Raw genomic sequence first — 21,965 nt, forward strand, 5'->3', positions numbered from 1 at the left:
GCGAAGGCATGCGGGTAGGCGAAGGCATGCGGGTAGGCGAAGGCATGCGGGTAGGCGAAGGCATGCGGGTAGGCGAAGGCATGCGGGTAGGCGAAGGCATGCGGGTAGGCGAAGGCATGCGGGTAGGCGAAGGCATTGCCTTCGCCTACCCGGTTGATGTTTTCAGACATGCGCTCAGCGAATGGTCAGCGGCAGAAAAACGGTGTAGTCCAGAGGTGATGCAGACGCCGCAGGCGCAACCCTGAAGGTCTGCCCGCTCACGTCGCCGCTGACCACAATCGTGCGACTTGATGGTGTAAATGCGTATTGGCTGTGCGATGGAGTAAGGGTGTACGTTCCGGCAGGGACGTCGCGCAGGGTAAAGACGCCGTCCCCGTCGGTGACGACGCTCCGTGTACCGTCGGAGATGGTCACACCAGCGACGCCATTGCCGGTGCTATCGGTGACTCGCCCGCTGATGCGGTACGGCGGAGACGCGGTGAAGTCCACCCCGCTGAGGTGGCGGCTGACCGTGACCGATCGCGCAGAGGGAACAAAGATATAGCCGTCGTATGACGGAGTAAGGGTGTACGTTCCTGGTGGAACATCGGTCAGCAGGTAGTATCCCTGTGCGTCTGTGGTGACGCTGCGCGCGCCATCGGAGACGGCCGCGCCGGCCACGCCGTTGCCTGAGCTATCCGCAACTCTGCCGCGAATGGTGCAGGACGGGCATACCGCTGTGAAGTCTTGCCCGCTCATATCGTCGTTGACCGCAACCCAGCGCGGGTTTGGGCTGAACGTGTAGCCGCTCAGGGAAGCGGTAAGAGCATATGTGCCGAACGGCACGCCCTCGATCGTGTAGTTTCCGTTTGCATCGGTCACGGCGCTGCGTATCCCATCGGAGATGCGCACACCTGCCAGACCCTCGCCGAAACTGTCGGTTACCCGCCCGTTGATGCGGTAGGTTGCGAGCAGCGCAAAGTTCTGGTTATTGCTATTTCTTCCGTTCCCGACCGTCACCGTCCGGTTCGCCGGCGAAAATGCGGCGCCGCTGCGCGATGGCGTGAGCGTGTACGTTCCGGGTGACAGGTTCTTCAGCACATACACGCCATACTGGTCGGTGAATGCGCTGCGGATGCCGTCGGAGATTCTGACGCCTGCGACGCCATTCCAGCGATCCCGCACACGCCCTGAGATGGCGTATGTGCCGGGGGTCATGCGGTCGTAGTAGACATAATCAATCCACTGTTCGATCCCCGATATGCCATAGCCGAGCCACATGTATCCGTTTTCGCCCCAGGTCGTTCCCCATGAATTGCGCACCCGCCACGCGCCCCTGCTCCCTCTGCCGTCGTCCCACCCGACCAGCACCACGGCGTGGTTGATGCTGCCGTTGCACGCGGCGGACTCGTCGGTCTCGAATACGCCAGTTCGATGCCACATAAACCGGGAACCGGCGCACACATACGCTGATACGGGTCCATACTCGCGGATAATGCGCTTGATCGTGGCAACGTCGGCATTGAACAATGAGTTCCACGCCAGCATGCGCTCGTGGTGCGGCAGCGCGCGGGTGAGCGGCGTATCCTGCCCCGTGTACGGCAGGTCGCGTTCGTACACGACGCCCGCTTCGGTTTGATGCGCGGGAGTCGCGCCGATGAACAGGTCATAGGCGGGCATGCCGCCGTAGCACGTGCCGTGCGTTCCGGCAGACAACAGGTATTGCTCGGAAAGGTCGCGCTCGATCCCGTCGATGCGTTTGATGGCGGACTCAACGACGCCGGCGGTGGCGAATGCCCAGCAGGAACCGCACCCTCCCTGATCCTTCACCGGAGTACAGACTCCCTGATCGCACCAGTTGAACGTCGCTGGCAACCCGTCGCTTGCGCCCATCGTCACTGGCGGGAGCGACTGCGGCAGCGCAGCGAGTTGCGCGGCAGGCGACGGCGTCGCAAACCGTCCGTAGGTCTCGACCTGGATGGTGAACGTGCGCGATGGATCAACGCTGCGCTCCCATGGCCGGCGATACACCAGAGTGAGGGTCTCATTTCCGGCGCGCACTGGATAGAACGTCGCTACCTGTACGGCTAGCGCGCTCGTGGCAGCGCCGGACGGCTCATACAACGGCTCGAACGCCGGATCGCCCGCCTGCCGCAGCAGCGACGGCGCTTCCTGTGGTTCCCAGACGTAGCCGGTTCCAGGTTGCCCCTCAAGCTTGACAATCAGGCGCTGCCCTTCAGCAACGGCGACGCTGGTTCCGTGGTGCGCCAGGGTGACCACAATATCATTCGGTGATGATTGAACAATGGCAGGGAGAGTGAGCAGCGTGGCGGCGATGATGACCAGGAATGTGCAGACGCCGGCCAGTTTGCGGAAGAGTGCAGCGACGAGCATAACGACGATCTTCCTGATGGAACGAAACTGTGATAATGCATCTGGCGGCAGTAACGCCTTCTTTACGAGAATTATAGAAATGAGGGCAGGAAAATGAAATTGAGGTAATCTTCCTGTTTCGCGGTAGTACTCCTGGTTCTCTCTTGACCGGTTTAGTTCGATGTGTTATACTGGCGCCATCCGGGGATATCGATCAGACCAGGCTCACATCTGTATGGTTTCGCCCGCCTACTGCCGGGAGAAGGTGTTGTTGCGCTTTTTGCAGTGCAGGCGACCGTCACCCCTGGGTGTGGTGGCGCACGGTGGGAACCTGATGAGGACCGCGGGTGGTCGAGGTGGCGGTCACCCGGGATGAGGCGCCCCGCCGGACCTCCGGCAATCGCGCCGCGGACGAAGGCGACCGTCACCCCTGCGTCGGCGGCGCATTGCGGGAACCTGACCGGGCCGGCGCGAAGGGCGGCGCGCGGCGGGCAATGGTGTGGGTGACAGTCACCCGGGATGAGGCGCCCCGCCAGACCCCATGGCAACCCCGGCGCCGTAGGGACGCCCCCCTGTGGGCGCCCACAGCGTCGGCGGCGCACCGCCGGAACCTGACGAGGACTGTATGGATGGCGCTGCGCAGCAGGCAGTGGTCGAGGTGGCGGTCACCCGAGATGAGGCGCCCCGCCGGACCTCCGGCAATCGCGGCGCTGCGGGCGAAGGTGACCGTCACCCGGACGGCTTCGGTACTCGTGTTAGCAAAGGAGCTACGGATGGACCACAATCGTCATCGTTGCTGGACTGTGCTGTTGGCGCTGATCGGCATGCTGCTCACGGTTGTTGCACTCCCCGGCGCGCCGCCGGTCGCGCGCGCGTCCGACACCCCCGATCCATCGTCCGTTACGATTGCTGGAAGTTTTCAGAGTGAATTGGGCTGCCCCGGCGACTGGCAGCCTGAATGCACGAACACCCGTCTGGTCTATGATCCCGCTGATCAGGTCTGGCAGGCGACATTCACCATCCCCGCCGGAAACTGGGAGTACAAAGCCGCGCTGAATGGTTCATGGGACGAGAACTATGGCGCGAATGCGCAACGGAACGGTCCGAATATTCCGCTGGCGCTGAGCGCTGCAACAGCCGTCAAATTCTACTACGACCATGAGACGCACTGGATTACCGGCGACCGCAACACGCGCATCGTGACCGCGCCGGGCAGTTATCAGAGCGAATTGGGCTGCCCCGGCGACTGGCAACCCGATTGTTTGCGCTCCTGGCTACAGGACCCGGACGGTGACGGGGTGTTCGTCAAAACGGTCACCGGGCTGCCTGCCGGGAATTACGAGTTCAAGATCGCCATTGACGAAAGCTGGAGCGAGAACTATGGCGCCGGCGGCGTCCCCGGCGGCGCGAACATTCCTTTCACCGTGCCCGCCCCCGGCTATCGGGTGACGTTCACCTTCGTTTCAGCGACCAACACGCCATCGGTGACGGTCGCCAGCACCAGAGCGCGACCGGATAATAATGTCGAGTGGGACGGGGTGCGCCACGACTCGCGCGACCCGCTCTACCGCACGCCAGGCGGAGCGGTTCCGTCCGGGACGCCGGTGACCATCCGCCTGCGCACCTTCCACAACGATGTGACGTCGGTGCGGTTGCGGGTGTACGACCTGAACGCCAGCGCGCAGCGCTTCTACGAGATGACGCCAGCCGCGACCGATGTAGATTGCTATCAGGCGAGTCTGGCGGGGAAGACCTGCGATTTCTGGGAAGTGACGCTCAATCAGGCGTCGCCGAACAATCTCTGGTACCGCTTCATTGTCACCGATGGAACCGATACCGACTACTACGACGACAACACCCCGGCACTCGACGGCGGTTTGGGCGGGGTGACCGATGAGCAGGAAGATCACAGTTGGGCGCTCATGTTCTCCGATCCAGCATTTACCGCGCCGGAGTGGGCGAAGGACGCGGTGATCTACCAGATTTTCCCGGATCGCTTCCGCAACGGCGACCCGCGCAACGACCCGCGCACCGGCGATAGCCGGTACGATGACCCGGTTATCGCGCTGCCGTGGGGCGAATTGCCCGAAGGGCACTGCCGCAACTACAGCGATGCCGCAACGAATTGCCCCTGGCGCTTCGACGATACGCCGCCGTCCTGGAGTCCGACGAAGGAGAGTCCGCGCGGGCGCGACTACTACGGCGGCGACCTGCGCGGGGTGATCAGTCGCCTCGACTATCTCAAGAACCTGGGGGTGACGGTCATCTATTTCAACCCGATCTTCCACGCGAAGTCGAACCACCGCTACGACACCTACGACTATTTCCGCATCGACCCGGCGCTCGGCACGCTCGCCGACTTCCAGCGCCTGGTGCGCGAGGCGGAGCGCCGCAGCATCCGCGTGATCGTCGATAGCGTGTTCAACCATATGTCGTCGGATAGCCCGCAGTTCGACCGTTACGGCTACTACGCCACGCTCGGCGCGTGCGAATCGGCGGCATCCCCCTTCCGCGACTGGTTCCGCTTCCGCCGTCCCGGACCGGGTGAACCTTCGCCGTGCGCTCCCTCGACTCCCGGCGGCGACGACACCTACTATGTCGGCTGGTTCGGCTTCGACAGCATTCCCGAAATTCGCAAGGAAAACCCGGCGGTGCTGCGCTATTTCGTGACTGGACCGAACAGCGTGTCGCGCTACTGGCTGCGCCAGGGCGCGAGCGGCTGGCGTCTCGACGTGATGGGCGACTCGTCGTTCCCGCCCGACTACTGGCCCGCCTTCCGCCGCGTTGTGCGTGAGACGCGCCATGATGCGCTGATTATCGGCGAACTGTGGCAGAAGGACAGCACGCTGTTGCGGCATCTGCGCGGCGACACCGCCGATACGACGATGAACTATCGCCTGCGCGATGCGATCATCGGTCTGCTGACGCCGGGACCGTTCGACTCGAAGGGGTTCGCCGACAGCGGACGCCAGATTGCGCCGTCTGAATTCGCCAGCCGCATCAGTTCCATCCGCGAAGACTACCCAGACGCCGCGTACCTGACGTTGATGAACCTGGTCGGCAGCCATGACACCGAGCGCATTCTGTGGACGTTAACGCCGGGCGCCGAGACGCGCGCCGATAAGGAGTTCAATGCCGCGAATCTGGCGAACGGCAAGCAGCGGCTGCGCATCGCGTCGCTCATTCAGTTCACCATGCCTGGCGCGCCGACGATCTACTACGGTGATGAGGTCGGCGTGACCGGCGACGACGACCCGGACGACCGGCGCACCTATCCGTGGGTCGAGACTGGCGGCAACCCGGATCGGGCGCTGCTCCGCCACTACCGCGACCTGGCGCGCATCCGCCATCACTACCGCTCGCTGCACGCCGGCGATCTGCGCTTCCTGCTGGCGGACGATGCTGCCGGAACGGTGGCATATTCGCGCATGAGCGGCGACGATGCAGCGATTGTCGCTATCAACCGCAGTTCACAACCGCGCACGGTCGATATTCCGGTTGCCGGGGTCATTCCAGACGGCACGGCATTCTTCCCCTCCTACTGCGTTGCCAATGACCAGTTGAAGGACTGGCTGAATGTCGAGAATGGCCGGCTGCGGGTGACGCTCAACCCGATGAGCGCAGTGCTGCTGACCAGCTACCTGGCGGACCTGACGCCGCCGGCGGTTCCGACCGGCTTGCGAGTGACGGATGAAGGGGATGGGCAGGTAAGCCTGGCGTGGAATAGCGTTCCTGGCGCGGCGGGGTACAACCTCTACCGCAGCCCGTTGAGCGGCGGCGGGTTCGTGAAAGTCAACGACGCACCGCTGACGACGGTCGCCTACACCGACGCCGGGTTACGCAACGCACGCGACTACTTCTACGTTGTAACCTCGGTCGACGAAAAAGGGAACGAAAGCGCTGTCTCGAACGAAGTGCGCGCCATGCCGCGCCTCCAGATCGGATGGGCGAACCTGCAATGGCCCCCGTCAATCAACCACACGATCAGTATCGTCAACCGCACTCCGCTGATCTTCGGACAGGTCTGGATCAACGGCGTTACCAGTCGTCCAGGACGGACCGAAGGATTGCGCGCACAACTCGGCTACGGACCGCGTGACAGCGACCCGGCGGGCAATCCTGCCTGGACCTGGATCGATGCGGAATTCAATGTCGATGCCGGCAACAACGACGAGTTCAAAGCCAGCCTGCTGCCGGACCAGATCGGTGCGTTCGACTATGCCTACCGCTATAGCACGACGAATGGGCGCGCATGGGTCTACGCCGATCTCGACGGCATCGGCAACGGCTATAGCCCATCACAGGCAGGCAAGTTGACCGTCGTGCCCGGCAGCGACACCATTCCGCCGGCGACCCCGACCGGGCTGACAGTCGTCACGGCGTCACCGGCGGGCATCACGCTGCGCTGGAACGCGGTCACCGGCGACCCGACGCTCTACGGCTACGAGGTTCGCCGCAGCGGCGCCTCCGGCGGACCGTACACCACAATCGCGACGATCACCGGCACGGAGTACACTGACACGTCGATCGCCCAGGGAGCGACCTACTTCTACGTCGTGCGCGCGGTTGACGAGTCGTTCAACCGGTCCGGCGACTCCGCCGAGATCACGGCGACCGCCGAACTACGGACGGTGAGCGTCACCTTCACCGTGACCGTTCCGGCGACGACGCCAGCAGGGAGCACGGTCTACATCGCCGGGTTCCTCGACCGTCTCGACGGCAACCTGCCGCAGTGGAACCCCGGCGGCGTCGCGCTGACGCAGATCGGGCCGAACCAGTGGTCAATCACGCTCACCGGGAAGGAGACGACCCAGATCGAGTACAAATACACCCTCGGTTCGTGGGACTACGTCGAGAAGGGCGCGGCGTGCGACGAGATCGCCAACCGCCAGTTGACCCTGAGTTACGGCGTGGACGGCACGCAGGTCGTGAACGACAGCGTGCCGAACTGGCGCAATGTTGCACCGTGTGGGAATTGAACCTTCACCCCTTGCCCCTCCCCGCATGCGGGGAGGGGGGAGGTCAGGCAAGGGGGTTTATGGGATTTTGATGCGTCCGCCCGCCATGCGGAACAGAACGTAGGGGCGCCCCACCGTGGACGCCCCTTCAGGTTTGCGGACGATGACCGGTTCGCAAGCATTGCCACGGCGCACGAACACCGTCCACGTGGCCGCGCCTGGTCCACAGAGAGCTATGGCATACTGATGTTGCAGAACGGCGAGTGAAGGATGCGCTGATGCCACGTATCAGCAGCTTCTTTGGCATCACAATTATTATCACGATCATCAACCGCCGCACTTTCACGCTCAATACGGTGATCAGGAAGCGATTATCCTGATTGGGTCCGGCGATCCTCACGCGGGACGCCTGTCGCGCCGTGCCTTGTGGCTTGTTCAGGAGTGGGAAGAGCTGCACCGCGCAGAACTCCTCGCCAATTGGGAACTGGCGTGGAACGGGCAGCCGCTGCGACTGATTGCGCCGCTCACGTAAGGAGAAATGGAATGCCCTCGACCTTTGTGCGTGTCCTCTCAGCAGAACCGCTCGATCCGCCACGTATGCGGATTGTCTTCACGAATGGCGAAGAGCGCGAGATCGATCTCAGCCCATACATCGCCATCGGACCGATCTTCGGGCCGGTGCGCACTGATCCGGACTTCTTTCGCACGGTTGTCGTCGATGGCGGGACATTGACGTGGCCTAACGGCGCCGACATCGACCCCGATGTGTTGTACTACGGTGGCGCACCGCCATGGGCGCAAGCGATACACCCGTCGGAAACGGTTCCTTTGTGACGCCGTTCGCGTCCCGGCGCGCTTCCACAAAGACCCAAAGCCTGGCGCGTTTTCCGTCGCCTGTAAACTCACACAAAGGCACAAAGGCACAGAGCCTGTGCGGCTCTTCAGATGCACAGCATGTCTCGAAACAATTGATGCAAAGATGCAAAGCTTCACAGATCACTCCTCTCGCCTCACTCCTCTCGCCTCACTCCTCTCGCCTCACTCCTCTCGCCTCACTCCTCTCGCCTCACTTCTCTCGCCTCACTCCTCTCCCCTCTCGCCTCATCCCTTTCGCCTCTCGCCTGCCCCAGCAGCCCCGCATCCGGCTCACGCCCCAGCATCCGGCAGGCATTGACATAATTCGCATCATGTAATCGATCCGGTCCGCAAACGCCGCTGGCGACGCCAGGTAGAAAGGCAGCAGCGTGCGCAACGCCTCTTCATAGGCGGGCAGCGCCTTCTCGGTGCGAACCATCGCCGCCGGGCGGTCGCCCAAGAGATTGAGACTGTATGCGAGGGCGGGGCGCGGCGTGGGGGCAGCGGCGTGCCCCGAGGTGACCGTCACCACGTGGCGGTGTGGTGAATGCCAGGCGCCCGCCAGCGACGGGGGGCGGGGCGCGGCGTGGGGGCAGCAGCGCGCCCCGAGGTGACCGTCACCACGTGGCGGTGTGGTGAATGCCAGGCGCCCGCCGGCGACGGGGGGCGGGGCGCGGCATGGGAGGCGTAGGGGCAGGTCTGCGACCTGCCCCGCACGATGTGGGGAACGGTCACCGGGGGGCGGGGCAAAACCGCAACCTTCAGCGGCGCGCATTCGTCACACATTGCAGGAAGAGTCAAACGAGAAAGGACGGTTCCCCATGGATGGCAAGTTAGTACGCAGCAAGAGCGATCGCATGATCGCCGGCGTATGTGGCGGCCTTGCGCGCTACTTCAACATCGATCCGGTCATCGTGCGGCTGGTGTTCGTTGTGGCGGTGCTGTTCGGCGGCGTCAGCCCGCTGATCTACGTCGTGCTGTGGATCGTCATGCCAGAGGAAGGGGCGGTTCAGACGCCGCCGCAGCTAAACCATCCTCGCCCCGTGGAGGAATGGAAATACGACCCGTACACCGGCGAACCGATCCGGCGCGAACCGTAATGACGATGGCGCATACCGCCGGCGCGCCGCGCACCGCCGCCGCGGTAGAGCCGTAGCATCGCTACGGCTCTACCGCGGCGGTAACATAATGTTCCGCCAACACTGCTACGCCGGCGACGCAACCTCCCCCTTCACCACAATGGCATCGTGGAGAACGTGGAACTCATTCTCGAACGCCGCCGTGATAGTCTCTGGATCGGGAACCAGCCCGGCATCGGTAATGACGCCGAGCGTCACCTGACCGCAGTAACTCATGATGCTCACGCCCATCCCCAGACGGCCCGACTGCGGCACCCAGAACATGATATTCTTGATGCAGTTGCCTGCCAGATAGAGTTGCTCCGCCGGGCCACGCACATTCGTCATTACCGCCGTCGCCTTGCTGCCGAACAGGTTGACCGCCTGTTCCTCCACCTGCGCCGGCGTGCGCCCGAAGAAATTGAGCAGACCGTAGAAGACATACGCTTCGGGGGATCGTTTGAGCGCCTCCATTCGTTGTTTGACTTCGGCGAGGCGCATCACCGGACTCGGCGTGCCCAGCGGCAGCGCAAGGAACACCAGCCCAAACTCATTCCCAAGATCGCGAGCGCGGGATGGGGGGCGCAGATCGACAGGGATGACGGCGCGGATTTCCAGTCCATCGACACGTGTACCGCGCCCGATGAGATAGGAGCGCAGCGCCCCCGCCACTGCCGCCAGCAGCACATCATTCACTTTCGCGCCTGCGACTTTCCCGATCTGCTTCACCTGATCCAGTGGCGTCGGCGACGACCAGGCGACCCGTTTCTGCACTCCCAGCGGACCCTTGAACAGCGTTTTCGCTTCGGGCGGCAGCAGCAGCACGCGGCTCAACGCCATCGCCCCGCCGGCCGCCTGTGCTGGCAGTTCCAGAAGATGTTCAGGATGCCGCAGGAATTCCATCCCTTCGTGCACCAGTTCGTCAGCCAGTTTGATCGAACCTTCAATTGTTGATACGATTGGTTCCAGCAGTGGACCGAGGTTGTGATTGGGCTGCGGCTTCGGGAGTTCGATCGGTGCATCCGGCGTTTTATCCATCAAACGATGCATGACCGTGTTCATTGCCATGCCATCGCCGATGCAATGGTGAAACCGCATGACCACGGCTGAACCGCCAAGCACATTCTCGACCAGGTGTACCTGCCAGAGGGGTTTGGTGTAATCGAGCGGCGTGCTCGCCAGGTCGCCAAGGAACTCCTGGAGCGTCGTCATATCGCCGGGCGATGGCAGCGCCACCCGATGGATGTGGGCGCGGATCGAGAAGTGGGGATCGGGCTCCCAGCGGGGAGCGCTGAATGAACCACGGTTATCAATCACGCGCATGCGGAAGCGCTCAAACGACAACAATCGCGACTCAAACGTCTTGTAACAGCGTTCAACATCAATTGGTCCGTCGAGCAGCGCCACGCCCGTCACCATCATCAGGTTGGTCGGGTCGTCCATATGCAACCAGGCGCTGTCAACGGCGCCGAGAGGATGGGAATCCTGAGCCATCGTCCGACCTCCGTTATTCACCAGAACCGCTTCGGTGCGTTGATCGTACACGACCGCCGGTAGCAGCAAAGGTGAGAAGTTGCCACAGAGCGATAAAAGTTGACTATTTTTGAAGGGGAACGTTATTTTCTGATGAGCGTATATCTGTGAGGGGCATATGACTCTGTTCAGCATATCACTCATCCTGATGGGAGTTATTAGCATCGGCATCGGCATAAGCGGAGTCATCGCCGTCCGGCGCGCCCAACGCGCATTGCGTCGTTTCCGGCGCCTGCCGGTGTCAACGGCGCCGGGCATCCTGGCAGCGCCGATCGGCGCCGAAACAGTTGTCGCGGGCATCGTCAGTGCAAGCAATCCCGCGCAACTGCACAATCTCGTCGTGTATGCGGACCAGATGAGCGAGAGCGAATCAGCGTTCTCAGGGGGGATGGCAGGGAACTGAAGACATCGCCATTACTATTGGAGACCCCCGACGGCATGGTGCAGATCGCGAACAGCGGCTATGCTCTGGTGCGACCGCTGGTGCGCTGGGAACAGTTGCAATCCTCGCGCTCGAAGCAGTATGTCGGCTTCGTGCCAGGCAATCAGGTAACCGTGCTCGGACGCATTGTGGACAACGGTCCAGGAAAAGCGATCGAAGCCGAGTTCCTCTTCGGCGGCGCTCCTGCCGACTACCCTTCATACCAGCGCGGGATTGCTATTGATGGATGGATCAGGATTCTTGCAGGCTGCATTGGAGGGGCGTTCTGTCTCTTTCTGGGCGTCGGCATGTTCCTGTTTCCCTTCCCGAATAGTACCTAGTCTCAAAGGAGAGTCTATGAACGAGTCAGACCGCCTCTATCACATCGGGTTCGGGCGCAGCGACCTGGGCGACGACCCGCCGCGCATCGCGCTGTTGAGCGGCGACCCGGAGCGCGCTCGCCTGATCGCGCAGACGGCGCTCCGCGATGCGCGTATTCTTTCGGAGAATCGCGGGTTGTACAGTTATGCTGGAACGCTGCCGAACGGTGCGCCAGTTCTTTCGGCGACCAGCGGCATGGGCGCGCCGTCGCTCAGCATTGTGGTGAATGAACTGGTGCAGGTCGGTATCCGCACCATTATCCGCGTTGGCACCAGCGGATCGATACAGCCGCATATTTTGCCTGGAAGCATCGTTATTTCCAGTGCCGCGTTGTGCCGTCAGGGCGCCGCCGACGATATTGCGCCGCGCGAGTTTCCCGCCGCCGCCGATCCGTTCGTAACGGTCGCACTTGTCGAAGCAGCGCGCGCCGAAGGGGTCGAATATTTCGCTGGCGTGACCGCATCGGTGGACACCTTTTACGAAGGTCAGGAACGCACCGGGTCTGCCAACCCGCATCTGTTGCGTCAGTTGCGCGGAATAACCGAAGAGTATCGCCATCTGAACGTGCTCAACTACGAGATGGAAGCCGGAACGCTCTTCAAAATGGGGCTGGTCTATGGTTTTGCAGCCGGATGCGTCTGCGGCATCGTGGCACAGCGCACTGCGAGCGAAGCGATCGTCGTGGAACGCAAAGCAGTCGCCGTTGAACGCGCGATTGCCGTGGCAGCGCGTGCAGCGATGATGTTGAGCGTCTCTACTGCCTGACTTGGCGATGGGGCGCAGCTGCACCCCCCACGCACGGGTGTTAGGTGGTAGAATGAAAGCGGGCGCTTGAGCCGGGCGCTGAACACATACGTCTATTTCAACACGTCAAACATCACAGGCGCCTGGGAGCGCTGAAAGAGCAGCAGGATGGCGCTCTCTGGGACTGTGCGCCCGCATCAGACCGGATGGAGGGAGCAATGGCAGAGAAACAAAAAACCGTCGTCGCCGCCGCGCTCGGCGAGTGCGTCCACGTCGCCGGGGTCATGAACTTCCTGCGTCTTGCGGAAGAAGCCGGCTGGCGCACCGTCTTTCTTGGTCCGGCTACGCCGGTTGAGCGCGTCCTCGAAGCGGCGCGCCGCGAACAGGCTGACCTGGTCGGCGTGTCCTACCGCCTGACGCCGGAAACCGGCGCGCATCTGCTGGGGCGCTTCGCCGAAGCGGCAGATGACCTCTACGCCGCAGGGGTGCGCTTTGCCTTTGCCGGAACGCCGCCGCTGGCGGAAAAAGCCGCTACGCTCGGGTTCTTCGAGCAGGTGTTCGATGGCAGCGAACCGGCTGATCAGGTGCTTGCGTATCTCAAAGGTCAGAACCTGGCAAACGCAACCGAGGCGGATTTTCCGCAACGCACCGTTGACCGCATTCGCTGGAAAGCGCCATTTCCCTTGATCCGTCATCACTTTGGTCTGCCAACCATGCAGGCGACGATCGACGGCATCGCCAAAATTGCCGAAGCCCGCTGCCTCGACGTGATTTCACTCGGCACCGATCAAGACGCGCAGGAAAACTTCTTCCATCCTGAACGGCAGGACCCGGCGCGCACCGGCGCCGGCGGCGTTCCGGTACGCAGCGCCGACGATTATCGCGCCCTGTATGCCGCCAGCCGGCGCGGCAACTACCCGCTCATGCGCACCTACTCCGGCACCGACGACTTCGTGCGCCTGGCGGAGTTGTATGTCGAGACGATCAACATCGCCTGGTGCGCTATCCCGCTCTTCTGGTTCAACCGCATGGACGGCCGCGGACCGTGGGACCTGGAAGGGTCGATCCGTGAACATCAGACGATTATGCGCTGGTATGGCGAGCGCGGTATTCCGGTCGAACTCAACGAACCGCACCACTGGGGCATGCGCGACGCGCCCGATACGGTCTTCGTCGCCAGCGCCTACCTTTCGGCGTACAATGCCCGTGCGTTTGGCGTGCGCGACTACATCGCACAGTTGATGTTCAACAGCCCCCCCGGTTTGTCTGACGCAATGGACCTGGCAAAAATGCTGGCGGTGATCGAGATCACGGCGCCGCTGGAAGGACCGGATTTCCGCATCTGGAAACAGACCCGCACCGGACTGCTGAGCTTCCCTGTTGATCCTGCCGCATCGCGCGCGCACCTGTCGGCGAGCATCTACCTGCAGATGGCGCTGCGCCCGCACATCATCCACGTCGTCGGGCACACCGAAGCGCACCATGCCGCAACTGCCGACGACGTGATCGAGGCGTGTGGCATGGCGCGCCGCGCGATCGAAAATGCACTACGCGGGCAGCCCGATCTGACTGCCGACCCGACGGTGCGCGCACGGGCAGCGCAACTGGTCGAAGAGACCCATCTCCTGCTCGACGCCATCGCTCAACTCGCGCCGCCAGGCATCACTGACCCGCTGACCGACCCCGCGACACTGGCGAAGGCGGTCGCCGTTGGGTTGCTCGATGCGCCGCAACTGCGGAATAACCCGTTTGCGCCGGGGCGCGTCGAGACCCGCTTCATCAACGGCATGTGCCTGGCGATCGACGATCAGGGACGCCCGCTCAGCGAGAAGGAGCGTATTCAACAGGTCTTCGATTGTGTCGTTCATCGTTAGCTGGTCTCACTGCGCGTGAACCTTGCCCGAACCGTCTGCGTTGGGCGTGGGCTTCGACAGGATCAACCCATGCCTGCGGTCAGGTCTCGATGCTGGAGTTCACCATATCGCATGCAATGTATTCGACATAATAAGGAGAACTATGATGGCATCCTCAACCCGCTACACCGTCATCGGCGCCGGGAATGGCGGGAAGGCGATGGCAGCGCATCTGGCCCTGATGGGTTTTGAGACGACGCTCTACAATCGCACTCCCGCACACATCGAAGCCATCCGGCAGCGTCGCGGCATCGAATTGGAATCGGGCGAAACCGGTCCACGCGGTTTCGGTCAGCTTGCGCTGGTCACATCGGATATGAAAGAGGCGCTCGACCGTTGCGACGTGGCAATGGTCGTCGTCCCATCCTCGGCGCACGCAGAAGTGGCACGCACAATGACGCCGCACCTGTGCGACGGGCAGATCATCATTCTGCATCCCGGTCGCACCTGTGGTGCGATTGAGGTCGCCAAAGTGCTGCGCGATGAGCGCTGCCGGGCGGATGTCACCATTGCCGAAGCAGAGACATTCATCTATGCCAGCCGCTCGGACGGACCGGCGCAGGCGCGTATTTTTCGTATCAAGGAAGCCGTTCCGCTGGCAGCGCTTCCTGCGTACCGCACCGGCGACGTGCTCGGCGTGATCCGCGATGCATTTCCGCAGTATATCGACGGCGGCAACGTGTTACGCACCGGTCTCAATAATATGGGCGCGATCTTCCATCCGGCACTGACCCTGCTCAACGCCGGACGCATCGAGTCGACCCGTGGCGACTTTCAGTTCTACATCGACGGGGTTACGCCGTCGGTCGCGCGGGTTCTCGAGGTGATCGACCGTGAGCGGGTGACGGTCGCCGCCGCACTTGGCATTCGCGCTCACACTGCGCAGGAGTGGCTGGCGCTGGCATACAATGCCACCGGCGACTCGCTCTACGAAGCGATTCAAAATCAGCCGGGATACTACGGCATCAAAGCGCCGCCAACACTCAATCATCGGTACATTTTTGAGGACGTGCCGATGAGCCTGGTGCCGATCGCCGCACTGGGTCAGCGGTACGGAGTCGCGGTCGCCGGGATCGACAGCATCATTCGTCTGGCGTGCATTGTTCACCGCACCGACTACTGGCGCCGCGGACGCACACTCGATAAGCTCGGCATCGCCAATCTCAGTGTCAGCGAACTGACGCGCTATGTGGAAGAGGGAACGCTCGAGTAGGGGCGGGTTATCGATCCGCCCGCGCCAATAGATAATGCACCCGGCATCCGTCGGCGCGGATCAATGATCCGCCCGCGCCGGTGACCCGCCCCCCCCCCGCGTGCCGGTGGCCCGCCCACGTGCCAATAGATGGCGCATCCAGCATCCGTCGGGGCGTGCCGGTGACCCGCGTGCGTGCCGGTGGACGACGCACCCGGCATCCGTCGGGGCGCGCCGGTGACCCGCGTGCGTGCCGGTGGACGACGCACCCGGCATCCGTGTATGAGTATAAGAACGGACACGCGCGGCGCCGCCCGCCTCCTGGTGCAAGCGCTGCGCGCCCGCGTTGCCGACGGACCTTCTGCGGGCGGGGGCAGGTTGTGCGGGTCAGGTGAACAGCAGGCGCGACATCGGGTATCAACCGGCCAGACGCGCCACGTGTGACGGTGAGGGGAAAGGCGATTCGCCCGAACGTCGAACCCGGGAAAGAGTGACAGGTTGCAGGTGACGAATGGGAGAAGGCAGAGAGGGCAAATGCGGCATGTGACAGGGTAGACCCCTAACCCTTAACTCCAAATGAACAGATCGTTACTTGCGAGAGCCAAAAAGTCCATGCTATTCTTGTTACGACTATCACAAGAAAGGTGACGTATGGAACTGACAACGATCACCCAGGTTGCGCCGGGGCGATTGATTGGGATTGCGCCAGACGGCGATCTTCGCCTGGTCTGGGACTATACGACTATTCGCATTCCGCTCTTTGATCTGCCGCATCTGGCGGCGCTCCTCGATCTGTGGCTGCTGGAAGAAGAACCGCCGCTGTTGCGCCGTGGCTACTATCGCCTGACGCACAGTCCCGAGGGCGGGTATCAGTTATGGTTGCACACCGCCGGTCTATGGTTGAGTCACCAGGATATGCATATCCTGACAACCCTGGTCAATGCAGTCGCTGAGGAACTCTGTCGCCCTCTCTGCCGCCAGCCGAAGGCGCCGTTCGGCCTGGGATACCGGAAGTTCATCGCCTCTCCACGCAAAGGGCACAACCAGAACTAAGTAAGGGCGGGTCTCAGCCCCGCCCTCGCAGGAGTAGAGCCTGTTCTTCAGAGATAAACGTGGTATGATTTCAGTATGACACGTCAACCCTATCCAAGCGATGTGAGCGACGCGGAGCGCTGAGCCGGTCGAAGCGAGGAGCGGGCCTTCGTCGCTTCGACCGGCTCAGGCGCCGCGCTCCCTCCCTGACCTTGATGACCGAAGACGCCCCGCAGCGCAACCACGCGCTGCGCGAGGTCTTGAACGGATTGCGCTGGATCGTCCGCGCTTCGGCAGGCTCAGCACATCGCACGGGAGCGCCCTGGCGCATGATGCCCAACGCTCCGCCGCCGTGGTACACCGTCTATCAGCAAACCCAGCGCTGGCTGAAGGCCGGGGTCTTTGCAACGCTTCGACGCTTCGGCCGGCTCAGCGCAAGCCGGCTCAGCGCACCGCGCTCGTCCATGATCTGCGCGCTTCGACGCTTCGGCCGGCTCAGCGCAAGCCGGCTCAGCGCACCGCCGCGCGCGGCGATCGTTGACGCGCGCACGATGCAATCGACCCCCCTGCCCCCCCCCGCAGGGGGGAAAGGGGGGGCGGCAAGGTCCACGTGGCTGAAGCGGTTCATTACCTTTATGCTCGAAAGTACATAACAGGCTCTAGGTCACAGCCCCGCCCTTCCACCCACGGGCACAACCAGACAGACGTAAGGGCGGGTCTGAGACCCGCTCCCCTGAGAACGGGTCTCAGACCCGCCCTCGCAGGAGTAGGTCGCAGCCCCGCCCCTGCATCATAGTGCTACACCATCACCTGGACGACTGCTAGCCCTGATTGCGCTCCTCGATATGCGCGCGCAGCAGCCACGCCATCTTCTCATGCTTTTCCATCAGCGTCGTGAGGAAATCGCTCGTGCCCATGTCGTCGTACTGCTCGTCGCAGGCGCGCAGATCCTGGCGCAGGTGGCGAATGATCGCTTCGTGATCAGCAACCAGTTGCCGGAGCATGCCGCGATCATCGGGCAGATCGCCGGGGTGCTCGGCGAGCGTCGCCAGCTGGAGGAACTCGGTCATCGTCCCGGGCGCCGCCGGTCCCACCATGCGAATGCGCTCGGCAATATCGTCAATATCGTCGGCAAGCGCTTCGTATTGCTGCTGGAACAGTGCGTGGAGCGGACCAAACGCCATTCCGACCAGGTTCCAGTGATAGTTGCGCAGCCGGGTGTAGAGCACATGCTCATCCGCCAGCAGACGGCTCAAAATGGCGGTAACGCCCTGGATACTCGTTTCGCTCAAGCCAATATCAGGCTTCGGGGTCGTTGTCATGCGTCCCGTTCCAATCTCGGCGCTCATAGAGACTCCTTTCATATTGTACTGCTCACAAAGAAATCGTAGTGCTGCACTATATCTCTAACAGTACCAGAAATCGAGACCAGAAGCAAGTATTGTTAGCCGTTGCTGTTCTTTTGGCCGACCGGTTCCTGCTTGGGGGGCGCCTTGGCGCGGAGTTGTTCGTTCTCTTTTTCAAGTTGCGCAATCCGCTGCTCCAGTTCTGCCTGTAGTTTGCTCAGCCGTCGCTCGCGCAGCGAATGACGTATCCCGCTGTACCCGGTGAACAGGGCGACCAGCGTCGCACCGGCGATCACCGCCAGAATCATCACCAGTGATAGCGAAATCGGACCAGAGGTAAAGGTCAAAAATCGCACTTCGACCGGCTGCGGATTCTGCACGCCGAACAATACCAGCATCACTGCGAGTACGGTCATCAAAATGAACATAAACACTCGCATAGGCGACCTCTGCAGCAGTATCTGCGCTACGTGTGCGTAAGCCTATCATATCACAGAAAGGGGGGGAGCGGGACGAAGGCGTCGGTCGCGGTTGCGGTCGTCTCCTGCAGGCACGGCGTGCAATAGAACACCGATTCGCACGGATTAAGACGGATTCTGACGGATTGCCTTGTATCCGCCCCCTGGTTCCCCACTCCCAGAGGGAAAGAATACAGGGGCAAGACATGTCGTCTCACCCCTGCACTCGTTCAGCGAAAAGCCAGGATATTACGCCATGCGGCGGCGCATCACCAGGCCCGCGCCGATCAGCGCCGCAGCAATGGCCAGCGCCCACATCGCAACGCCCGACTCGCCGCTAGTGCGCGGCAGCGCAGCCGGAGCGGCAGGCGTCGTCACTGCGACCTCGACTTTGATGTTCGCCAGTTCGCCGACCGCGAACACATCGTAGATCTTGCCAGCCTCCAGGCGGGTGCCCTTCAGGTCCAGCACGACGGCGCTGGCGCCCGCCGGGGTGACCTGCAGGTCATACGAACCGGCATCAACCGGCAGGTAGTTGCTGGCATTCGGGAACGCCAGGTTCGGGATCAGAGTTGGTCCACCCGCAACCTTAATGTCCACTGCCGGCGCATTCGGCGAGAAGTGGATCACGCGCACGTGCGCTTTGCCTGCCGCTGGCGCCGTCAGATCGTCCATCAGAATGGTCGGCTTGATGTCAGCCAGCTTGCCCGTTGCGGCGATGGTGTACGCCTTGCCAGCTTCGATCCGAACACCCTTCGCATCGATGACGACCGGCGAGGTGGCGCCTGCCGGAACAACCTGGATGTCGTAGCTGCCTGCCGGCAGATCCAGATAGGCGCTGGCGGCAAAGAACGGAACATTGGTCAGCGCCTTATTGCCGTTGACAATCACATCAACAGCCGGAGCGTCCGGCGAGGCGTGAACGACACGCACCTTGGCTGTGCCAGACTGGGCGAATGCTGCCGGCGCCACGGCCAGCGCGAGCAGCGCGCCGAGCAGGAAAAGGATCCACGACTTGCTTCGCATGATAGACCTGTCCTCCTTCGATACATTGTGCTGCCAGCGCTATGCTGTGCAGCTGCTTTGCACTTTCATAACAGGTAACGAACGATATACGAAATCGGATCTGTTTTCAGCGAATTCTCATCGAAGCAGGCGATCATAGAGTTCCAGGAAGCCGCGCCCCAGTTGCTCGAACCCGAACGAACACACGACTTTCTCGCGTCCGTATGCGCCAAAACGCTGTCGCAGCCCTTCGTCCTCACCGAGCCGCTGCACCGCCTCCGCATAGGCGGCAACATCGTCGCGCGGGCAGAGAAAGCCGGATAATTCATGATCGACAACCTCCGGCAGCGCCGAGATGCGCGTTGTGACCACGGGACGGCCGCACGCCAGCGCCTCTGCCTGCACGATGCCAAATCCTTCAAGCCGCGACGGCGCCAGCAGGATGTCGCACGACTGATACGCTGCGACCAGCCCGTCACGGTCTGGCGCTCCAATCGGAACCATGCGCGGGTGCGGCGGTCCTTCATCAGCGCCCTGGAAGCCGCTGGTGTAGTACAACACGTACTCGTCCGGCAGCAAGTCGAGAATGCGCGGCAGGAGGTCGAACCCCTTGCGCCGCGTCCGATTGCCGACGAACAGGAGCCGGATGCGCCCGCCTCTATCGGGCAGGCCGTCATCGCGCCGTTTCAGACCGGGGGTCGGCACGAACACATCGGTGTCGATACCGTCGTAGATGAGGGTCGTGTTGGTAAACCCATAGGTGCGGCTGACCTGTTGCTGGGTGTAGCGCGACACGCACACCACGGCGTCGGCGGAACTGATCGACCACCAGTCGTAGCGCGCTTCGACCAGGCGGTAGAACAGGCGCTGCGCCAGGGTGCTGTACGGTTGCAGGTCGGGGTCGGTCGTCAGGTGGTGAACGGTGGTGACGAGCGGGCGGCCCGGCGCGCGCAGCGCAAACGCCACGCGCGAACGCCCCTGAATGAGGTCGAACCCCTGCCACCAGCCACGCGGCAGCCCGCGTGGGATCAGCATCGGCAGGAAGTTGTAGGTCTCCGGCAGGCGCAGTAGTTCGGCGTGCGGTGCGCCGTAGCGTCGCACAGCGCGGGTGATGTTCTGGATGCCGAAATCAACGCCGCCGCGCCCGATTGGTGAGATGTAAAGTGGACGAACCATGGTCAGAATCGGTCCGAGGCATACGGCGCAAGCCCGGCGAACAGCCGTTCGATCAGCGCCAGCGCCGGGCGCGAGTGCGTGTCGAGCAATCCGAATGCCGCCGCGGTGCGCGGTCGCAGGTAGCGGCTGAAGATCTGTGCCAGTGTGCGCACATCACAGCGCATATCTGCATCTATACCGGCGTCCAGGCGTTTCACCCGCGCGCCGCCGCCTTCGATCTCCACCTCAAAGACGCCGTTGTTATGGTCGAGCCAGTCATCGGCGATGTACAGCGTCAGGCGACCGCCGACATCACGCGGGAAGGAGTACGCTTCCAGCGCCTGCGCCACGTCGACGATGCGCAGCATCAGACCCGGCATCATCGCACACTGGAGCGGATCGGGCATCAGCGCCTGCACCGGCGCATCGGCGGGCGCATTGAAGACCACGTCGACACACTGATCCTCGAATGCCGAGAAGAAGGCGAAAATCTGAGCGCGCGCCTGCGGGTCGAGTGCCACCGCTTCCCGGCACTGCACCACGCGCCCCCGCTCACCGCGTTCGACGGCAACAATCACGTAGGATCGCCCGTGACCGGCATCGTCACGCCAGACATACGCCCAGTGTGGCAAACCTTCAGCAGAGTGAAGCACCCGTGTCTGCCACCAGGTTGTGGTGCGTTCCAGCGGACCAAAGCGCCCGCGCAATGCACCGCGGTAGATGGCGTCGAGTTCCGCCACTGCCGACTCGCTGTCGTCGAGGCGCACCCATGCGCCTGCCCGCTGTGCGCGAAATGCGGCGAACAGCGCCGGTGCGCCGCTGAACCGGCGCGCCTCGAAAAATGTCGCCCAGCCATAGCGCCGGTAGAACGCCGCTCGAAACGTGCTCAGGATGCACAGCGGCATTCCCTGATTGCGCACCTCATGGCACACCTCGCGCAGCATGCGCGCCACATATCCGCGCCGCCGCTCTTCGGGAGGCGTCGCAACCATGCCAATGCCGCCGGCCGGGATCGTCCCGCCGCTGCCGTGCGCCACGCGCAGCGGATGAACCACGCACTGCGTCACCAGACGCCCATTGCGGTAGAGACCACGGCGCCATTCCGGTGATGGAGTCCGCCGCTCACGTCGCGCCGCGTCGAGCGGCAAGTTGTACGCCAGCGCCGCGTTGAACGCAAACTGTTCATCATCGGGCGCAACCGCGCGGTAGTGGAGATGGTCTGAAGCGTTGCTCATCGTTTTGCGCTACTACTTTCCCCTCATCCCCCCTTGCCCCCTTCCTCTTTTCCCTCATCCCCCCTGCCCCCTTCTCCCACAAGGGGAGAAGGGGGAGCCTCTCAAGGGTAGAGTTTTTAGGGTGCGAGAGGTGTTTTCCGCATCCTGGCGCCTTTTTTTCCCTCATCCCCCCTGCCCCCTTCTCCCACAAGGGGAGAAGGGGGAGTCAGGGCATCCTGATGCCCGGAGCGGTTGGCGTTGGCTGAGCCTGTCGAAGCCAACGCCAAC

At 62.8% G+C, this 21,965-nt stretch carries 17 protein-coding genes and 1 pseudogene; 11 read left to right on the forward strand and 7 right to left on the reverse strand.

The genetic code is table 11. The annotated features are described in order from the left end of the window. Nucleotides 1-174: 174 nt before the first annotated feature. Complete coding sequence (locus tag AC3EA7_RS20660; RefSeq protein WP_488615966.1) at nt 175-2,373, reverse strand: beta-sandwich domain-containing protein; 2,199 nt, start codon at nt 2,371-2,373, stop codon at nt 175-177. 752 nt (nt 2,374-3,125) lie between these two features. On the opposite strand from AC3EA7_RS20660, the gene AC3EA7_RS20665 reads away from it, so the two are divergent. From AC3EA7_RS20665 to AC3EA7_RS20680, 4 genes and pseudogenes are all read left to right on the forward strand, one after another. Then, entirely contained in the window at nt 3,126-7,331 is a 4,206-nt protein-coding gene (locus tag AC3EA7_RS20665) for a pullulanase X25 domain-containing protein (RefSeq protein ID WP_488615967.1), read from the forward strand. Nucleotides 7,332-7,683: 352 nt separating this feature from the next. Next, nucleotides 7,684-7,734, forward strand: a pseudogene (locus tag AC3EA7_RS20670) (hypothetical protein); the annotation flags it as partial. A gap of 119 nt (nt 7,735-7,853) precedes the next feature. Continuing rightward, nucleotides 7,854-8,144 (forward strand): DUF2442 domain-containing protein, encoded by a 291-nt coding sequence (locus AC3EA7_RS20675; protein ID WP_488615968.1) that lies wholly within the window; start codon nt 7,854-7,856, stop codon nt 8,142-8,144. A gap of 842 nt (nt 8,145-8,986) precedes the next feature. After that, nucleotides 8,987-9,265 (forward strand): PspC domain-containing protein, encoded by a 279-nt coding sequence (locus AC3EA7_RS20680; protein WP_488615969.1) that lies wholly within the window; start codon nt 8,987-8,989, stop codon nt 9,263-9,265. A 105-nt stretch (nt 9,266-9,370) separates the two neighbouring features. Here the strand turns inward: AC3EA7_RS20680 and AC3EA7_RS20685 are convergent, their stop codons facing one another. After that, the gene (locus tag AC3EA7_RS20685; RefSeq protein ID WP_488615970.1) at nt 9,371-10,777 is read right to left on the reverse strand and encodes a WS/DGAT/MGAT family O-acyltransferase; all 1,407 of its coding nucleotides are present in this window, start codon (nt 10,775-10,777) and stop codon (nt 9,371-9,373) included. Between the two features lie 157 nt (nt 10,778-10,934). Between AC3EA7_RS20685 and AC3EA7_RS20690 the strand changes: the two genes are divergently transcribed. From AC3EA7_RS20690 to AC3EA7_RS20720, 7 genes are all read left to right on the forward strand, one after another. Continuing rightward, on the forward strand, nt 10,935-11,219 hold the full coding sequence (locus tag AC3EA7_RS20690) for a hypothetical protein (RefSeq protein WP_488615971.1): 285 nt from the start codon (nt 10,935-10,937) through the stop codon (nt 11,217-11,219). A gap of 35 nt (nt 11,220-11,254) precedes the next feature. Beyond that, a complete protein-coding gene (locus AC3EA7_RS20695; protein WP_488615972.1) occupies nt 11,255-11,578 on the forward strand; it encodes a hypothetical protein in 324 nt (107 codons plus the stop codon). 16 nt (nt 11,579-11,594) lie between these two features. After that, on the forward strand, nt 11,595-12,383 hold the full coding sequence (locus tag AC3EA7_RS20700) for a nucleoside phosphorylase (RefSeq protein ID WP_488615973.1): 789 nt from the start codon (nt 11,595-11,597) through the stop codon (nt 12,381-12,383). Nucleotides 12,384-12,580: 197 nt separating this feature from the next. Continuing rightward, on the forward strand, nt 12,581-14,236 hold the full coding sequence (locus AC3EA7_RS20705) for a cobalamin B12-binding domain-containing protein (RefSeq protein WP_488615974.1): 1,656 nt from the start codon (nt 12,581-12,583) through the stop codon (nt 14,234-14,236). Nucleotides 14,237-14,378: 142 nt separating this feature from the next. Then, on the forward strand, nt 14,379-15,488 hold the full coding sequence (locus tag AC3EA7_RS20710) for an NAD/NADP octopine/nopaline dehydrogenase family protein (protein ID WP_488615975.1): 1,110 nt from the start codon (nt 14,379-14,381) through the stop codon (nt 15,486-15,488). A 630-nt stretch (nt 15,489-16,118) separates the two neighbouring features. Further along, complete coding sequence (locus AC3EA7_RS20715; protein ID WP_488615976.1) at nt 16,119-16,520, forward strand: hypothetical protein; 402 nt, start codon at nt 16,119-16,121, stop codon at nt 16,518-16,520. Between the two features lie 194 nt (nt 16,521-16,714). Further along, nucleotides 16,715-17,152 carry a transposase gene (locus AC3EA7_RS20720; protein WP_488615977.1) on the forward strand — a complete coding sequence of 146 codons (438 nt, stop codon included), beginning with the start codon at nt 16,715-16,717 and terminating at the stop codon, nt 17,150-17,152. A 168-nt stretch (nt 17,153-17,320) separates the two neighbouring features. Here the strand turns inward: AC3EA7_RS20720 and AC3EA7_RS20725 are convergent, their stop codons facing one another. The 5 genes from AC3EA7_RS20725 to AC3EA7_RS20745 all read right to left on the reverse strand — a co-directional run bounded on the left by AC3EA7_RS20725 (nt 17,321) and on the right by AC3EA7_RS20745 (nt 21,698). Then, on the reverse strand, nt 17,321-17,848 hold the full coding sequence (locus AC3EA7_RS20725; RefSeq protein WP_488615978.1) for a Dps family protein: 528 nt from the start codon (nt 17,846-17,848) through the stop codon (nt 17,321-17,323). A gap of 95 nt (nt 17,849-17,943) precedes the next feature. Further along, nucleotides 17,944-18,261: a LapA family protein gene (locus AC3EA7_RS20730; protein ID WP_488615979.1), complete on the reverse strand. Its 318-nt coding sequence runs from the start codon at nt 18,259-18,261 to the stop codon at nt 17,944-17,946. A 291-nt stretch (nt 18,262-18,552) separates the two neighbouring features. Further along, complete coding sequence (locus tag AC3EA7_RS20735) at nt 18,553-19,329, reverse strand: DUF4397 domain-containing protein (protein WP_488615980.1); 777 nt, start codon at nt 19,327-19,329, stop codon at nt 18,553-18,555. Between the two features lie 117 nt (nt 19,330-19,446). After that, the gene (locus tag AC3EA7_RS20740) at nt 19,447-20,484 is read right to left on the reverse strand and encodes a glycosyltransferase family 4 protein (RefSeq protein ID WP_488615981.1); all 1,038 of its coding nucleotides are present in this window, start codon (nt 20,482-20,484) and stop codon (nt 19,447-19,449) included. A 2-nt stretch (nt 20,485-20,486) separates the two neighbouring features. Continuing rightward, on the reverse strand, nt 20,487-21,698 hold the full coding sequence (locus tag AC3EA7_RS20745; protein ID WP_488615982.1) for a GNAT family N-acetyltransferase: 1,212 nt from the start codon (nt 21,696-21,698) through the stop codon (nt 20,487-20,489). Nucleotides 21,699-21,965: the final 267 nt, after the last annotated feature.

This window comes from Roseiflexus sp., from assembly GCF_057785375.1.

Excerpts from the sequence above, each read along its gene's own strand:
- AC3EA7_RS20740 (WP_488615981.1), bottom strand. The coding sequence starts at position 20,484 with ATGGTTCGTCCACTTTACATCTCACCAATCGGGCGCGGCGGCGTTGAT.
- AC3EA7_RS20730 (WP_488615979.1), bottom strand. The coding sequence starts at position 18,261 with ATGACCGTACTCGCAGTGATGCTGGTATTGTTCGGCGTGCAGAATCCG.
- AC3EA7_RS20680 (WP_488615969.1), top strand. The coding sequence starts at position 8,987 with ATGGATGGCAAGTTAGTACGCAGCAAGAGCGATCGCATGATCGCCGGC.
- AC3EA7_RS20675 (WP_488615968.1), top strand. The coding sequence starts at position 7,854 with ATGCCCTCGACCTTTGTGCGTGTCCTCTCAGCAGAACCGCTCGATCCG.
- AC3EA7_RS20685 (WP_488615970.1), bottom strand. The coding sequence starts at position 10,777 with ATGGCTCAGGATTCCCATCCTCTCGGCGCCGTTGACAGCGCCTGGTTG.
- AC3EA7_RS20660 (WP_488615966.1), bottom strand. The coding sequence starts at position 2,373 with ATGCTCGTCGCTGCACTCTTCCGCAAACTGGCCGGCGTCTGCACATTC.
- AC3EA7_RS20745 (WP_488615982.1), bottom strand. The coding sequence starts at position 21,698 with ATGAGCAACGCTTCAGACCATCTCCACTACCGCGCGGTTGCGCCCGAT.
- AC3EA7_RS20720 (WP_488615977.1), top strand. The coding sequence starts at position 16,715 with ATGACCGAAGACGCCCCGCAGCGCAACCACGCGCTGCGCGAGGTCTTG.
- AC3EA7_RS20695 (WP_488615972.1), top strand. The coding sequence starts at position 11,255 with ATGGTGCAGATCGCGAACAGCGGCTATGCTCTGGTGCGACCGCTGGTG.
- AC3EA7_RS20710 (WP_488615975.1), top strand. The coding sequence starts at position 14,379 with ATGATGGCATCCTCAACCCGCTACACCGTCATCGGCGCCGGGAATGGC.
- AC3EA7_RS20700 (WP_488615973.1), top strand. The coding sequence starts at position 11,595 with ATGAACGAGTCAGACCGCCTCTATCACATCGGGTTCGGGCGCAGCGAC.
- AC3EA7_RS20705 (WP_488615974.1), top strand. The coding sequence starts at position 12,581 with ATGGCAGAGAAACAAAAAACCGTCGTCGCCGCCGCGCTCGGCGAGTGC.
- AC3EA7_RS20690 (WP_488615971.1), top strand. The coding sequence starts at position 10,935 with ATGACTCTGTTCAGCATATCACTCATCCTGATGGGAGTTATTAGCATC.
- AC3EA7_RS20735 (WP_488615980.1), bottom strand. The coding sequence starts at position 19,329 with ATGCGAAGCAAGTCGTGGATCCTTTTCCTGCTCGGCGCGCTGCTCGCG.
- AC3EA7_RS20725 (WP_488615978.1), bottom strand. The coding sequence starts at position 17,848 with ATGAGCGCCGAGATTGGAACGGGACGCATGACAACGACCCCGAAGCCT.
- AC3EA7_RS20665 (WP_488615967.1), top strand. The coding sequence starts at position 3,126 with ATGGACCACAATCGTCATCGTTGCTGGACTGTGCTGTTGGCGCTGATC.
- AC3EA7_RS20715 (WP_488615976.1), top strand. The coding sequence starts at position 16,119 with ATGGAACTGACAACGATCACCCAGGTTGCGCCGGGGCGATTGATTGGG.